Genomic DNA, 13768 nt, shown 5'->3' with positions numbered 1-13768 from the left:
GAAAGTTAGCAATGACTGAACAATCCTCAGCACCTCAGACAAGCGCCGATCAATCTAAAGAGCCTGGATTTCGTATTCAGCGAATTTACTTAAAAGATGTATCTCTTGAGCAACCAAATGCTCCACAGATTTTGTTGGTTGCTTCTGAGCCACAAGTTCAGGTTGAGATTGATATCTCTGTTGCACCATTAAGCGAAGGAATCTTTGAGGTGGCTTTAAGCTCTACCGTGACTGCGAAAGTCGACACCAAAGTTCTGTTCTTGGTGGAAGCAAAACAAGCCGGTATCTTTGAATTTAGCAATATTCCGGTTGAGCAAATCGATCCAATGCTTGGCATTGCTTGCCCAACAATTTTGTATCCATATTTGCGTTCCAATATCGCCGACATAATTAGTCGCGCAGGCTTCCAGCCAATTCATTTGAATGAGATTAATTTCCATGGCATGTATGAGCATCGTTTGATGCAAGCTCAACAAGAAGCTGCCGCTAAGGATGGCGCAGCCGCTGAGAGTAAGCCTCACTAAGCTCAACGAGCGAGCCCACAGATCATGAAAGTGACACTGCTTGGTGCTGGTGCATGGGGAACGGCGATGGCTGCGCAAGCGGCTCGCTATCTCCAAGAGGGTGATGTTGTTTTATGGTCTCGTAGCAAGCAGCAGTTAAAAGAGATTGAAGACAGCGCTGAAAATCGCGCTTATCTTTCAGGGATTCAGTTGCCTGAGGAGCTCAAGTTTGAGAGTGACTTTTCTACTGCTATCAAAAGACTGTCTAGCGATGATTTATTGGTCATCGCTACACCAATGTCAGGGCTTTCAGAAACAATCGCCCAAGCATTAGAAATTGCTGAGCACCCACTCAATATTATTTGGCTCTGCAAAGGTCTTGAACCTAATACCGCTTTATTGCCGCACCAAGTTGTTGAGCGTGAGAGCAAGATTCATTCTCATGGCATTACTCATTCATATGGCGCCTTATCTGGCCCAAGCTTTGCGCGTGAGGTTGGTGAAGGTATGCCTTGCGCTTTAACCGTTGCTAGCAAATCTCCCGGGTTATGTGAAGCAGTGCAGACCGCTTTCCATCACGGCAATATGCGCGTGTATTCAAGCGATGATTTAATTGGTGTGGAATTAGGCGGGGCAATTAAGAATGTTCTGGCGATTGCCGCAGGTATTGGCGATGGCCTAGATTTGGGACTAAACGCACGCGCCGCTGTTCTCACACGTGGTTTAGCGGAGATGATGCGCATTGTGAAAGCTGCAGGCGGCAAATCTGAAACTTGTATGGGATTGACTGGGGTTGGAGACTTAATCTTGACTGCTACTGGCGATCTTTCCCGTAATCGTCGCGTTGGCCTTGAGCTTGCCGCTGGCAAATCACTACCCGAGATTCTTGCAAGCCTTGGTCACGTTGCTGAGGGCGTGCTTTGCGCGGAGGCGGTTGGCGATTTGGCAAAACGCCTAGGAGTTGACATGCCGATTACTGCGATGATGGGTGAAGTGCTCTCCGGAAAATTGAAGCCGCATGATGCTGTTAAAAAACTCATGGGGCGCGATCCTAAAATCGAATCGTAATTACAGTATTTGGGTCAATTTGTTATTGACCGCCAGCAAGGCCATTCTGCCGCCATGCTTCATACACGACGATTGCTACAGTATTTGATAAGTTCAGACTACGACTGCTATCTTGCATCGCCAGACGCATGCGATTCTCAATCGGAATCGAGTCTCTGACTTCATCCGTAATGCCTTTGGTTTCAGAGCCAAATATAAAGTAATCATCGGGCGCGTATTTGCCTTCATGAAACTTTCCTGAACCCTTGGTAGTCAATGCAAAGAGATGCTGAGAATCGGGTTGCTCATCCTTTAAAAACTGCGCCCAATTTTTGTGGACTTTGACGCGTGCAAACTCGTGATAGTCCAAGCCCGCTCTACGCAACTTAGCATCTTCCATCGGAAATCCCAGCGGCTCAATTAAATGTAGCTTTGCTCCGGTATTCGCGCACAAGCGAATAATGTTCCCTGTGTTGGGTGGGATTTCGGGCTCAAATAAAACGATATTAAACATGTGGCACTCTTTAGATTGGTCGCGCAGCTCTGAGTAGGACCCAGTTTATTACGCGAGATACACCATTGTCCTTCAGAATGCGCGCAATTTCATTAAGAGTTGCGCCACTTGTCATCACATCATCAAACACGATCACAGTCTTGTTTGTGAGCTGCTGAACATAACGCTCTTCAAGGTAAAACATTCCCTGAATGGCTAGTTGGCGATTGCTTAAGGTGCTGCCGGCCTGGTGCTCTGCATAATGATGGCGCTGCAGCATATAAGGTGATTTTTGAATATACCCTCCACATTGAATTCGTTTAGCAATTTCCCAACTTTGATTGAAACCACGCTGTGCTAACTTCTCAATACTGAGGGGCACTGGGAGCAAATAATCGGCAGAGATATCTTCAAGCTCCTTACTCAGAAGTAAGTTCCATGTTCTGCCAAGTGCATTAGCAAACGCAATGCGTTTTTGATACTTCAATTCATGTAGCGGAGTTTGTAACAATCCATCGTAGCTATCCAAGCAATAAGTTTCATCAAAGTAGGGCCTCAAGTCTTGGCATTGCATACAGCATTGCTCTGCAACTTCTGAAACCTGAAGTGTTATGCCACATTGGTAGCAGCATTGATAGTTCAATAAACCTTCATCGCGTAATTGATTGAGACAACGATCGCATAGAGATGATTTTTGGAAACCCTGACAAGCAATACAAGCTGTGGGCAAAAGCTGTTCACAAATGGCTTGAAAAATGTTCTCTGGAAATCGCATGGGGCGCTGAGTATACTGAGCCAATGACCCAGCCCCTTAGATGGTTACAAGATGAAATTGCAGATCGCATGCTGCAGAAATTAGACATCGTTAAGCTTGATGTAAAAGGCATATTAGTGGTGCCCGATTTTGCTGGTAAGCATTTAGATACCCTCGCTCAGCGCTATCCAAGGGCGCGCATTTTTAGCATCACCGAAAAAGGTGTTTCAGGACTTCAAATGTGGCGCGCTAAAGCGCTGAGTAATTGGCGATCCTTATTTGCCAGCAACACTAGCCCCTTCGCAAGTTACATCTTGTCTGGAAGATTTGATATTCCCGACAATTCTGTTGATTTAGTGTTCAGTGATCTTTTGTTGCAGGATCTACCTGATCCTAAGCACTTCTTGCAGGAGTGTTGGCGTGTTCTGCGCGAGGGCGGCTTAATCACATTTAGCTATTTAGGGCCCGATACCGGAAAAGAGTTGCGCTCCTTGGATCTTTCAGAATTAAAGCTCAAGAATTTATTAAGCCCTTGGGATATGCACGATATGGGGGATGCCTTGCTTGGTGAGCGGTTTTCTGATCCTGTAATGGACATGGAGTACCTCACTTTGGATTACGAGAAGCCTGCTTTATTGCTGGCAGATATGAGTGCGCTGAAATTGGCGCATTCCACCTCTCCCAAAGCGATGGAAAATGAGGGTTTGCCGCAAAAAATCACTTTAGAGGTGGTTTATGGGCATGCGTGGGTCCTTGGAAAGCACCTTGCAAAGGCAATGGACAACGTCGCTTACATTGATCCAAATCAAATTGGGCGCAAGACTAGGTGAGATTCTGCCTAAGTGTAAGTGCTTACTATCATTTAAACCTTGACCAAGATTGGTTCAAGCTGGGTTAACCCGGTTTGTTCTTGCGCTTAATTAACCCTATAATCACGGCTGTAAGTATTAGCTTGAGACCGTTTTTTGGGCATTTTGTGGCATTTTTGCTGCTTTGCTCACGACAATAAACAGAGAATAAGATGAATTTATTTGGAAAAGTCACTAGGGCTTCGCTCTATTTCGCAGTAGCTTTTGGTACTGCATTTGCTCATGCAGCAGAGAATATGCCTGGTGGCCCAGCTGTTAATCAGCTGAATTTTGCGCCTCCTGCTACCAAAATCATGCAAGAAATCCATTGGTTGCATTGGATGATGTTGGTCATTTGCGCAGTGATTTTTATTGGCGTTTTTGGGGTGATGTTTTATTCCATCTTGAAGCACCGTAAATCATTGGGTCACAAATCCGCTTCTTTTCACGAGAGCACAACTGTTGAAATCATTTGGACAGTTGTTCCATTGCTGATTGTTATCGGCATGGCATTGCCAGCAACAAAAACTGTTGTGGCGATGAAAGACACTACCAACTCTGACATCACTATTAAGACTACTGGTTATCAGTGGAAGTGGGGTTACGATTACATTAAGGGTGAGGGTGAAGGCATCAATTTTATTTCCACTTTGGCAACATCACGTGAAGCAATCAATAACTTAGCACCTAAGTCAGATACTTATTTGATGGAAGTGGATAACGAAATGGTTGTGCCAGTTGGCAAAAAAATTCGTTTAATCACTACTGCTAACGACGTTATTCATGCTTGGACTATCCCAGCATTTGGCGTAAAGCAGGATGCGATCCCGGGCTTCGTTCGTGACACTTGGTTTAGAGCCGATAAGATTGGTACATTCCGCGGTCAGTGTTCTGAGCTATGCGGTGCAGAGCATGCATTCATGCCTATCGTTGTGAGAGTAGTGTCACAAGAGGACTACACCGCTTGGGTTGCTGAGAAGAAAAAAGCAATGGGTGCTGGCGGTGACGATCCATCAAAGGTTTACACCTTGGATGAGCAAAAAGAGCGCGGCGCTAAAGTTTATGCAGCGAACTGTGCAGCTTGCCACCAGCCGAATGGCAAAGGTGCTGGTGCATTCCCTGCATTGGATGGCAGTAAAGTAGTGAACGGTCCTAAGGAGGGTCAGTTCAATATCTTGCTCAATGGTAAAAATGCAATGCCGAAATGGGGTGGTGTTCTTTCTGATGCCGATATTGCTGCTGTAATTACTTATACCCGTAACTCCTGGGGCAATAAGACAGGCGAAGTGATTCAGACCCAAGAAATCATGACCGCACATGGCGGCAAGTAATCCAGATTAACTAATACAGATAAAAACGAAACCGGAGTAATCCATGAGTACAGTCTCTACTACCCACGATCACGCACACGACCACGCGCATGATGATCACATGCCACACGGATGGCGTCGTTGGTTGTTTGCAACCAACCACAAAGATATTGGCACGATGTATTTGCTCTTCTCATTCATCAGCCTATTAGCTGGTGGCACGATGGCTTTGGGTATTCGCCTGGAATTATTCCAGCCTGGTTTGCAATTCTTCCGCCCTGAGTTCTTTAATCAGCTGACAACCATGCATGGCTTGGTAATGGTATTCGGTGCGATCATGCCGGCATTCGTTGGTTTCGCGAACTGGATGGTGCCTTTGCAAATTGGCGCATCCGATATGGCATTTGCTCGTATGAACAACTTTAGCTTCTGGATTCTGCCGGTGGCTGCAACCTTGTTATTGAGCTCATTCCTTGTCCCTGGTGGTGCTCCAGCAGGCGGTTGGACTATGTATGCTCCGCTGACCTCACAAATGGGTCCTGGCATGGACATGGCAATTTTTGCCCTCCACTTATTGGGTGCTTCTTCCATTATGGGTTCGATCAATATCATCGTGACCATCTTGAATATGCGCGCTCCGGGCATGACTTTGATGAAGATGCCAATGTTCTGCTGGACTTGGTTGATTACTGCTTATTTGTTGATTGCTGTGATGCCTGTACTGGCTGGTGCGATCACGATGACTTTGACTGATCGTCACTTTGGCACCTCATTCTTCTCCGCAGTTGGCGGTGGCGACCCAATCATGTTCCAGCATATTTTCTGGTTCTTTGGTCACCCAGAGGTTTACATCATGATTCTTCCAGCATTTGGAATCGTGAGTGAAATTATTCCTGCTTTCTCCAGAAAAACATTGTTTGGTTACAGCTCAATGGTTTATGCAACCGCATCTATTGCGATCTTGTCATTCATCGTTTGGGCTCACCACATGTTTGCAACTGGTATGCCTGTCACTGGCCAGCTTTTCTTCATGTACGCAACTATGTTGATCGCTGTTCCAACTGGTGTAAAGATTTTTAACTGGGTAGCAACAATGTGGAAAGGTTCGATGACTTTCGAAACCCCAATGTTGTGGGCTATTGGTTTCATCTTCGTATTTACGATGGGTGGCTTTACTGGTTTGATCTTAGCAATGGCGCCAATTGATATCGGTTTGCAAGATACCTACTATGTTGTGGCTCACTTCCACTATGTACTGGTAGCAGGTTCATTGTTTGCCATGTTCGCTGGTTTCTACTACTGGTGCCCCAAGTGGACGGGTCGCATGGCTAGTGAAACTCGCGGCAAGATCCACTTCTGGACTTCCATGATTTTCTTTAACATCACATTCTTCCCGATGCATTTCTTGGGTTTAGCTGGTATGCCACGTCGCTATGCCGACTATCCAACCCAGTTTGCTGATTTCAATTTAATCGCTTCGATCGGCGCATTGGGCTTTGGCTTGTCGCAGGTCTATTTCTTGATCTTCGTCGTGCTTCCTGCATACCGCGGCCAAGGTGAAAAAGCACCAATGAAGCCATGGGATGGAGCTAAAGGTTTGGAGTGGACTATTCCTTCTCCAGCACCACACCACACTTTTGAAACTCCGCCTAGTGCTGAGCAAATGCATGAAGCAGGAATTTAATTCTTCAGAGAAACAAGCCCTTGCTGCGAAGAATCGCAGGATGGGCCTCATTCTTTTGAGTGTGTCACTGATATTTTTTATTGGTATTGTGATTAAACGGAGTATGTTGGGTTAATCCCGCAATGACGATGGTTTCAACTCAATCACTAAATCGCCAGATTTTATTAAAGCTCTTAATTGCAGCGGTAATGATGTTTGGATTTGGTTATGCACTAGTCCCAATGTATAAAGCCTTGTGTGAGGTGACTGGGATTAATGTTGTAACGAGCAAAAATGACTATGGTGTCAGAGCCTTTAGCCCAAATAGGGTTGGTAATACCCAAGTTAACTATGCACGTACGGTGACGATCGAGTTTGACTCTAATAGCCGTGGCCCGTTTACTTTCAAACCAGTAAAGAATTTTTTAGAAGTGCATCCTGGTGAAATGACCGAGATTGTTTATGAGGTCACTAATAATCAAAATCGCCAAGTACGAGCACAGGCAATACCAAGTTATGCGCCTAAAAGCGCAACAGAGTTTTTTACAAAGTTAGAGTGTTTTTGTTTTCAAGAGCAGACATTAGCGGCAAATGAGACAAAAAAGATGCCGGTAGTTTTTGTGATCGATGCGGGTCTCCCGGAAGATGTGAAAACCATTACTTTGTCGTATACCTTCTTTGAGTTGGGCGCGGGTGGTACACCACCGGCTCCAAAATCAAAGGTGGTGTCGTGAAGAAAAAAAGTAGTTTTATGCAGTCTATGAAAGCCGTAATGTGGGGCTTCTTGGGGGTGCGTAAACAATCAGGTTTGCAGGAAGATGTTGCTTCACTTAGTTTTGTTCACATTATCATTGCAGGTGTTGTTGGCGCCTTGATTTTTATGGGTGTTCTCCTGTTGATAGTGAAAGCAGTTGTGTCCCATTGATTATTTTTTGATTGAATAGAGAGAATAAGATGTCATCCAATTCAACCCCATACTATTTCGTCCCTGGACTATCTAGACATCCAGCAATGGCCGCACTTGGCTTAGTTGCTTTTGGCTTTGGTATCTCTGGATGGGTAAATCATGCTTCTTGGGGCGCCCCTCTTACCCTTGCGGGCGTGGCATTTGTTATATACGTGCTGTATAACTGGTTCGGCGATACGATTGCTGAGTCCAATGCTGGTAAGAATGGTGTCAACGTTGATATTTCTTATCGCTGGTCAATGGCTTGGTTCATCTTCTCAGAAATCATGTTCTTCGGCGCATTCTTTGCGGCCCTCTTTTACGCACGCAATATTGCAATGCCTTGGATGGGTGACGTTACGAGCAAATTACTTTGGCCTAATTTCCAGGCTGTCTGGCCAAATGATGGTCCTGCTGGATTGGTTGAGAAGTTCACCACCATGGGCCCATGGCCGATTCCAACTATCAACACATTATTGTTATTGAGCTCTGGCGTGACGATTACTATTGCTCACCATGCATTGGTAGCGAACCACATGAAGAAGGCTATTATCGGCTTGGCTGCAACTGTTGGCCTGGGTTTTATCTTCTTGTGCTTCCAGGTTTTTGAGTACTACCACGCTTACCATGAGCTCAATTTGAAGCTCACATCAGGTATCTACGGCTCTACATTTTTTATGTTGACTGGATTCCATGGTTTCCACGTATTCCTTGGCGGCACTATGCTGGCCATCGTATTGCGCCGTATGATTCGCGGTGACTTTACTGCTAAACACCACTTCGCTTTTGAAGGCGCTGCTTGGTACTGGCACTTCGTTGACGTAGTCTGGCTTGGTCTGTACATCGCTGTTTACTGGATGTAGTTTGAATAACAAATCGGGGCTTTAAAGCCCCGATTTGTTTCAGCGCTCTTGTATTGTTCGCTAGCGACTAGTTTGTTCCCACCCTGATGCCGGTAGCTTCAATGAGACCAAAGTAGTGGGCTAGCAAAATTCCTAAAAATAGCGCGACGGACAACCCAATGCGTAGCATCAGTGAATGAACCATACGGGAGCTATTTCCCCTATCTTTCATCATGTAATACAAAGCCGATCCTAAGCTAAAAACAATCATTAGTAGGACAATAGGAATAATCCACTTCATCTCAAATCCCTCAATTGAATAAGCTGTTTTTTGCCCTCGTTGCCAAGCGCATAGTTGCTACTTTATCAGCCTTGCTGGTGATTGCGATCGGCTGTGGTGCTGGGGTCTGGCAACTGAGCAGGGCTAATACCAAAATTGCCTTGGCAGCGAATTTACTGGCCCGCCAACAAATGCCCATCTTAAGTGCTAATGCAACACCATGGACTTTGGAAGAGGCTAGTGAGCGTCGTATGATTGCTCGTGGGCGATATGTTCCTGAGGCAGCAGTTTGGCTGGATAACAGGCCAAGACCTATTCCTCCTGTTGGTAGCGCCACTGCACAGTCCGGCTTTTACCTGATGATGCCTTTGAGGTTGGAAGGGAGGGATGAGGTTCTTTGGGTGAATCGGGGTTGGGCGCCGCGCAATAATGAAAATCGCGAAACCCTTCCACCCGTGCAAACCCCAAATACAGTAGTCAATATTGAAGGCGTTGTATTTGCTCATCCCGGAAAAGTCTATGAGCTTGGGAGCAGCAAGATTTCTGCTGATATAAACAAACCAAGAATTGAGCAAAATTTTGATTTAACAACTGAAGGCAAGTTACATGGCTGGAGTCAAGCGCCCTTTATCTTGCGTGAGATTGAGATTGGCATAGAGGATGGCTTAATCCGCGATTGGGCGCCTCTGACAAGTGGGGTCGATCGCCATTATGCTTATGCATTCCAGTGGTTTGCTTTGGCTTTTGCTGGATTTTTATTTTGGTTGCTAAGTGGCCTGCGGCAATACAAACGACAGGGATTAGTGAATGGGGATCAAGAGTGAGTGATAAAGAGTTATTAATTCCAGCTTCACAGGTGGATGCATCTGCGATTAATGCGCGTACGCGTCGTGGCCGTATTCAGATGTTGTTGTTATTGCTTGCCTGTGCCTCACCAGTTCTCGCCTCTTACTTTGCTTATTACGTAATTAAACCTGAGGGTGGAAAAACCAATTTCGGAACACTCGTATATCCAGCCCAAGAGTTCAATGCGGCGTGGCTTGACGCCCCCCTCCAGGGTAAATGGACTCTCTTGGTTGCTCGTCCAGCTGGTGAATGCCACATCAAAGATGAGAAATGTATTGAAGCTTTATTTCTGATGCGCCAAACCAAAGTTGCCATGGGTAGAGAAAGCGAACGCTTGCAGTTAATCTGGGTTAATACAGATGGTAAGCCTGTTGACCCTCAAGTCCTCAAGATTTATGACGAAAAGACGGCAGGGCTTAAGGTGCTTACGTTGCCTTCAGACCCAAAGCAGAAGGCGGATTTTGAGGCTTGGTTAAATAAAGAGGGCGTAGGACAGCAAATTCAGTTGATTGATCCAAGCCCGGCAAAGATGATGTATTTCCCAGTGACCAATTCACCTAAAGAATTTTCTAGTATGAAGAAAGACTTGGAAAAGCTTCTGAAGTTAAATCACAAAGGCGAGAATTTGTAATGCCCAGTTTCCTTTTATTTCTGGAACTGGCAGCCATCGCTATTATTTTTGCTGGCCTACCACTCTTCTTCATTTGGAAAAAGCCTGGCTATAGCTTGTTGCAAAAACTCAATTGGGTCTTGGTCTTCATGACCTTTGATCTAATTGTATTTGGCGCATTTACACGCCTCACTGACTCAGGGCTGGGCTGCCCTGATTGGCCTGGATGCTACGGTACTTCCAATCCTTTTCATGCGCTAACCGATATACAACAGGCACAGATTGCTTGGCCTACTGGGCCGGTCACAATTATTAAAGCCTGGATTGAGATGATTCATCGCTATTTAGCCATGACAGTAGGTACATTGATTTTGGTACAAGTGGCTATTGCATTTTCTAAACTAAAGTCCTTGGGAAAAAATCCTTTGCTCGGCAGCTTGGGCTTGCTTTTATTGGTCTGCATTCAAGGCGCCTTTGGTGCTTGGACTGTCACCCTGAAATTGCAACCGATCATTGTTACAACACACCTGATGTTGGCCTTAGTCTTGTTGGCTTGCTTAACGGCGTATGCGCAGCAGTCATGGGAGGGTAGGTCCTCTGCAATTCGCACCATTCGGGTACGGCCGCTTTCTGCGCAACTCCTCGCCCTTTCTTTTATGGTTTTATTCATCCAAATTTTTTTAGGTGCGTGGGTGAGTACTAATTACGCAGTACTAGCCTGTCCTGATTTCCCGATGTGTTTAGGAGGTGCTTGGCCTGAGACCAATTGGAGTGAGGGTTTTACTCTTTGGCGTCAGTTAGGCCTGAATGCGCAAGGAGAATTTATCTCCCCTGCGGCCCTGCAAACAATCCACTGGGCACATCGCCTCTTTGCCATGCTGGTATTGGTTGTACTTGGTACTCTGGGCTGGAGTGCTCTTGCGCTGGCAACCCCAGTTCTATCAAGCCTTAGTCAAGTGGCTAAGCTATTGCTAGGAGTGCTTTTATTGCAAGTCATCACTGGTATTTCTAATGTGGTGTTTCAGTGGCCGTTGTTAGCGGCTTTATTGCACACTGCCGGCTCTGCGGCTTTGATATTCTGTTTGGTCAGAATGAGTTATTGGGCTTCTTGGAAGCCTTTCATTCAAAAGAAGATAGCGTAAATATGAGCGACTCTAAAACAAGCGCACCAGTGGCTATGCCACGTTGGCGTCAATATTGGGTTTTAACTAAACCCAGAGTGACTCAGCTCGCCGTTTTTTGTGCAGTGATTGGTATGTTCTTAGCGACGCCTGGCATGGTTCCGTATCCAGTGCTTTTTGGCGGCATTGTAGGTATCTGGCTTTTGGCGGGTGCTGCATTTGCGGTGAACTGTTTGATTGAGCAAGCCGTTGATGCCAAGATGAAGCGCACTGCTTGGCGTCCATCAGCCACTGGCGAAGTCACACCTTTTCACATCATTATTTTCTCAATCATTCTGGGCTCGCTCGGAATGATTATTTTGTGGAATTTTTGTAACCCATTAACAATGTGGCTAACGCTTGCTACCTTCGTTGGTTATGCAGTGATCTATACCTGGTTACTAAAGCCTGCCACGCCACAGAATATTGTGATTGGCGGTTTATCCGGTGCAATGCCGCCGGCTTTGGGCTGGGCTGCAGTGACTAATACACTTTCGGCAGAAGCCTGGCTTTTGGTTCTGATTATTTTTGTGTGGACCCCTCCACATTTCTGGGCACTGGCTTTGTATCGTCGCGATGACTATGTTCAATCGGGCTTGCCAATGCTGCCAGTGACCCATGGCGAGCGTTTCACACTTCTGAATATCGTTCTCTATACCCTCATCTTGATTGCAGCTACGATGCTGCCTTATATCTATGGCATGAGTGGTGTGGTGTATTTAGTTTCGGCAATCGTCCTAGGTTTAATGTTCCTGGCCTATGTCATTGCCTTGTTTATTTCCTACAGTGATGCTTTAGCCAAAAAGACCTTCCGCTTTTCTATTACCTATCTTTCGCTACTCTTTGCAGCGCTTTTGATAGACCATTATTTCCTCTGAGAGTCATATGAATTTTTTGCGCATTTGCTTTTTAGCAATTCTTTGTTTCGTATTGATTGCTTGCAGCCCAAAACCAGAGTTTAAAAATATTGATATCACTGGCAGCACTGCTTTTGGCAAAGACTTTAGTTTGGTGGATCCCGACGGCAAGGTCAGAACCTTGGCGGACTTTAAGGGCAAAGTGGTGGTAATGTTTTTTGGTTACACCCAGTGCCCTGATATTTGCCCAACCACCTTAACTGAAATGCAGCAAGTCATGACTCTCTTGGGGCCCCAGTCCGATAAGGTGCAAGTACTTTTTGTCACCGTAGATCCTGAGCGCGATACCGCAGAGATTCTCAAGCAGTACGTCCCTGCGTTTGATCCTCGTTTCTTGGGTTTGCGTCCCGCAGATGAGGCAGCCTTGGAGAAGGTGACCAAAGACTTCAAGATTTATTACAAGAAGGTTCCGGGATCTAAGCCGGGCTCTTACACCATGGATCACACAGCGGGTAGCTATGCATTTGATCCTGAGGGTCATCTACGTTTGTATATCAAGCACGCTCAAGGTCCAGAGACCTTGGCGCATGATTTAAAAGAACTATTAGAGTGAGGGAATTAAAGAAGTTTGCTACCTGCAAACTTCTTGATTGATTAAGCTGCTTGCAACAGGCCGCGCATCTTTTTTAGAGCAGCGGTTTCAATTTGACGAACGCGTTCTGCGGAGATGCCATATTCGCTAGCAAGATCATGTAACGTCTTAGTACCATTGCCTTCGGCATCCATAGCCAGCCAACGAGATTGCACAATATTGCGACTACGCTCATCTAAAGCCATGAGTGCCTGGTCTAGTTTGGGACCTTGCAAGGCATCTGCTTCAGCGCTGGCAATGCGAGCAGTAGGCTCTTGTGAGTTATCCGCTAGCCATTGAATAGGGGCGTAAGCAGATTCATCATCGCTGTCATCGCCTTCTAGAGCGACATCGCCACCAGCAAGGCGCATTTCCATTTCTTTAACATCAGAACCTTTGACATCCAGTGCTTTAGCCAAGGCTTCAACTTCGCTCGGAGTAAGCGCACTCAAGGTGGGCTTGTTGCTGCGTAAGTTAAAGAATAATTTGCGTTGTGCTTTAGTCGTTGCAGTTTTAACTAAGCGCCAATTCTTAAGAATGTACTCATGAATTTCTGCTTTGATCCAATGTATTGCATACGACACTAAACGCGCGCCATTATTTGGGTCGTAACGTTTCACGGCCTTCATCAAGCCAATATTGCCTTCTTGAATTAAGTCAGCATGCGGAATGCCGTAGCCAAGATATTGACGAGCAACTGAAACTACCAAGCGTAAATGAGAGAGCACTAAAGTTTTAGCGGCATCGACATTTTCAGTGCGACGAAATTCCTGCGCAAGATGTAATTCTTCTGCAGCACTAAGCATCGGTACGCGATTAACGTACGAAATGTATGAATCGAGAGTGCCAACCCCAAGAGTTGGCAGCATCGGAAATGCAGACGCCGACGCAGTCTGCGCGACTGGCAGCGTTTGCAAATTCGGTTTGTCGGATTTCTTTTGAACCATTTTTTCTTATAAATATGAGGTGTTAATAGAG

18 protein-coding genes are annotated in these 13768 nt (G+C 45.8%); 14 read left to right on the top strand and 4 right to left on the bottom strand.

Going from position 1 to position 13768, the window contains the following annotated elements; all coding sequences use genetic code 11:
• Positions 1-11 precede the first annotated feature (11 nt).
• Together secB and ICN39_RS02715 are read left to right on the top strand one after the other, a co-directional pair.
• Positions 12-524: a protein-export chaperone SecB gene (gene secB / locus ICN39_RS02720; protein WP_216232576.1), complete on the top strand. Its 513-nt coding sequence runs from the start codon at positions 12-14 to the stop codon at positions 522-524.
• 24 nt (positions 525-548) lie between these two features.
• Entirely contained in the window at positions 549-1571 is a 1023-nt protein-coding gene (locus ICN39_RS02715) for an NAD(P)H-dependent glycerol-3-phosphate dehydrogenase (RefSeq protein ID WP_216232575.1), read from the top strand.
• Positions 1572-1593: 22 nt separating this feature from the next.
• On the opposite strand, the gene trmL is transcribed toward ICN39_RS02715, so the two are convergent.
• Positions 1594-2064 (bottom strand): tRNA (uridine(34)/cytosine(34)/5-carboxymethylaminomethyluridine(34)-2'-O)-methyltransferase TrmL, encoded by a 471-nt coding sequence (gene trmL, locus ICN39_RS02710; RefSeq protein WP_216232574.1) that lies wholly within the window; start codon positions 2062-2064, stop codon positions 1594-1596.
• A 10-nt stretch (positions 2065-2074) separates the two neighbouring features.
• Positions 2075-2617: a ComF family protein gene (locus ICN39_RS02705; RefSeq protein WP_255532261.1), complete on the bottom strand. Its 543-nt coding sequence runs from the start codon at positions 2615-2617 to the stop codon at positions 2075-2077.
• Positions 2618-2841: 224 nt separating this feature from the next.
• Between ICN39_RS02705 and ICN39_RS02700 the strand changes: the two genes are divergently transcribed.
• The 7 genes from ICN39_RS02700 to ICN39_RS02670 all read left to right on the top strand — a co-directional run bounded on the left by ICN39_RS02700 (position 2842) and on the right by ICN39_RS02670 (position 8427).
• Complete coding sequence (locus tag ICN39_RS02700) at positions 2842-3627, top strand: methyltransferase domain-containing protein (RefSeq protein WP_255532260.1); 786 nt, start codon at positions 2842-2844, stop codon at positions 3625-3627.
• 191 nt (positions 3628-3818) lie between these two features.
• Positions 3819-4976, top strand: a complete 1158-nt coding sequence (coxB, locus tag ICN39_RS02695; protein ID WP_216155381.1) for a cytochrome c oxidase subunit II — start codon at positions 3819-3821, stop codon at positions 4974-4976.
• A gap of 43 nt (positions 4977-5019) precedes the next feature.
• Positions 5020-6639, top strand: a complete 1620-nt coding sequence (gene ctaD / locus ICN39_RS02690) for a cytochrome c oxidase subunit I (RefSeq protein ID WP_216232571.1) — start codon at positions 5020-5022, stop codon at positions 6637-6639.
• A complete protein-coding gene (locus ICN39_RS11255) occupies positions 6539-6754 on the top strand; it encodes a cytochrome oxidase small assembly protein (protein ID WP_370623660.1) in 216 nt (71 codons plus the stop codon). The genes ctaD and ICN39_RS11255 overlap by 101 nt, the downstream gene beginning before the upstream one ends.
• Before the next feature lie 13 nt (positions 6755-6767).
• A complete protein-coding gene (locus tag ICN39_RS02680) occupies positions 6768-7352 on the top strand; it encodes a cytochrome c oxidase assembly protein (protein WP_216232677.1) in 585 nt (194 codons plus the stop codon).
• A 17-nt stretch (positions 7353-7369) separates the two neighbouring features.
• Positions 7370-7543 (top strand): DUF2970 domain-containing protein, encoded by a 174-nt coding sequence (locus ICN39_RS02675; protein ID WP_083564235.1) that lies wholly within the window; start codon positions 7370-7372, stop codon positions 7541-7543.
• Positions 7544-7572: 29 nt separating this feature from the next.
• Positions 7573-8427, top strand: a complete 855-nt coding sequence (locus ICN39_RS02670) for a cytochrome c oxidase subunit 3 (protein ID WP_216232570.1) — start codon at positions 7573-7575, stop codon at positions 8425-8427.
• Positions 8428-8494: 67 nt separating this feature from the next.
• On the opposite strand, the gene ICN39_RS02665 is transcribed toward ICN39_RS02670, so the two are convergent.
• Positions 8495-8707, bottom strand: a complete 213-nt coding sequence (locus ICN39_RS02665) for a twin transmembrane helix small protein (protein WP_072582679.1) — start codon at positions 8705-8707, stop codon at positions 8495-8497.
• 14 nt (positions 8708-8721) lie between these two features.
• Here ICN39_RS02665 and ICN39_RS02660 point away from each other — a divergent pair, with 14 nt between their 5' ends.
• From ICN39_RS02660 to ICN39_RS02640, 5 genes are read left to right on the top strand one after another with little or no spacing between them, the layout of a single operon-like run.
• Entirely contained in the window at positions 8722-9510 is a 789-nt protein-coding gene (locus tag ICN39_RS02660) for an SURF1 family protein (protein ID WP_255532259.1), read from the top strand.
• A complete protein-coding gene (locus ICN39_RS02655; RefSeq protein WP_215321088.1) occupies positions 9507-10163 on the top strand; it encodes a hypothetical protein in 657 nt (218 codons plus the stop codon). The genes ICN39_RS02660 and ICN39_RS02655 overlap by 4 nt, the downstream gene beginning before the upstream one ends.
• Complete coding sequence (locus ICN39_RS02650) at positions 10163-11284, top strand: heme A synthase (protein ID WP_216232569.1); 1122 nt, start codon at positions 10163-10165, stop codon at positions 11282-11284. Before ICN39_RS02655 ends, ICN39_RS02650 begins: the two co-directional genes overlap by 1 nt.
• 2 nt (positions 11285-11286) lie before the next feature.
• Complete coding sequence (gene cyoE / locus ICN39_RS02645) at positions 11287-12180, top strand: heme o synthase (protein ID WP_216232568.1); 894 nt, start codon at positions 11287-11289, stop codon at positions 12178-12180.
• A gap of 7 nt (positions 12181-12187) precedes the next feature.
• Positions 12188-12772, top strand: coding sequence for an SCO family protein (locus tag ICN39_RS02640; protein ID WP_216232567.1), 585 nt, complete (start codon positions 12188-12190; stop codon positions 12770-12772).
• A gap of 41 nt (positions 12773-12813) precedes the next feature.
• Here ICN39_RS02640 and rpoH read toward each other — a convergent pair whose 3' ends face one another.
• Positions 12814-13737, bottom strand: coding sequence for an RNA polymerase sigma factor RpoH (gene rpoH / locus ICN39_RS02635; protein WP_216232566.1), 924 nt, complete (start codon positions 13735-13737; stop codon positions 12814-12816).
• Positions 13738-13768: the final 31 nt, after the last annotated feature.

The organism is Polynucleobacter sp. AP-Reno-20A-A9 (genome assembly GCF_018882085.1).
Lineage (GTDB): Bacteria > Pseudomonadota > Gammaproteobacteria > Burkholderiales > Burkholderiaceae > Polynucleobacter.
The sequence above is the reverse complement of the archived record's forward strand: the minus strand, read 5'-3'. Positions and strand labels throughout refer to the sequence as shown.

Bases quoted from the DNA above. Each gene is read 5' to 3' on its own strand.
- ICN39_RS02665 (WP_072582679.1), bottom strand. From the start codon at position 8,707: ATGAAGTGGATTATTCCTATTGTCCTACTAATGATTGTTTTTAGCTTA.
- ICN39_RS02675 (WP_083564235.1), top strand. From the start codon at position 7,370: ATGCAGTCTATGAAAGCCGTAATGTGGGGCTTCTTGGGGGTGCGTAAA.
- ICN39_RS02705 (WP_255532261.1), bottom strand. From the start codon at position 2,617: ATGCAATGCCAAGACTTGAGGCCCTACTTTGATGAAACTTATTGCTTG.
- coxB (WP_216155381.1), top strand. From the start codon at position 3,819: ATGAATTTATTTGGAAAAGTCACTAGGGCTTCGCTCTATTTCGCAGTA.
- ICN39_RS02715 (WP_216232575.1), top strand. From the start codon at position 549: ATGAAAGTGACACTGCTTGGTGCTGGTGCATGGGGAACGGCGATGGCT.
- cyoE (WP_216232568.1), top strand. From the start codon at position 11,287: ATGAGCGACTCTAAAACAAGCGCACCAGTGGCTATGCCACGTTGGCGT.
- ICN39_RS02670 (WP_216232570.1), top strand. From the start codon at position 7,573: ATGTCATCCAATTCAACCCCATACTATTTCGTCCCTGGACTATCTAGA.
- ICN39_RS02640 (WP_216232567.1), top strand. From the start codon at position 12,188: ATGAATTTTTTGCGCATTTGCTTTTTAGCAATTCTTTGTTTCGTATTG.
- ICN39_RS02650 (WP_216232569.1), top strand. From the start codon at position 10,163: ATGCCCAGTTTCCTTTTATTTCTGGAACTGGCAGCCATCGCTATTATT.
- secB (WP_216232576.1), top strand. From the start codon at position 12: ATGACTGAACAATCCTCAGCACCTCAGACAAGCGCCGATCAATCTAAA.
- ICN39_RS02700 (WP_255532260.1), top strand. From the start codon at position 2,842: ATGACCCAGCCCCTTAGATGGTTACAAGATGAAATTGCAGATCGCATG.
- ICN39_RS02680 (WP_216232677.1), top strand. From the start codon at position 6,768: ATGGTTTCAACTCAATCACTAAATCGCCAGATTTTATTAAAGCTCTTA.
- rpoH (WP_216232566.1), bottom strand. From the start codon at position 13,737: ATGGTTCAAAAGAAATCCGACAAACCGAATTTGCAAACGCTGCCAGTC.
- ICN39_RS11255 (WP_370623660.1), top strand. From the start codon at position 6,539: ATGGAGCTAAAGGTTTGGAGTGGACTATTCCTTCTCCAGCACCACACC.
- ctaD (WP_216232571.1), top strand. From the start codon at position 5,020: ATGAGTACAGTCTCTACTACCCACGATCACGCACACGACCACGCGCAT.
- trmL (WP_216232574.1), bottom strand. From the start codon at position 2,064: ATGTTTAATATCGTTTTATTTGAGCCCGAAATCCCACCCAACACAGGG.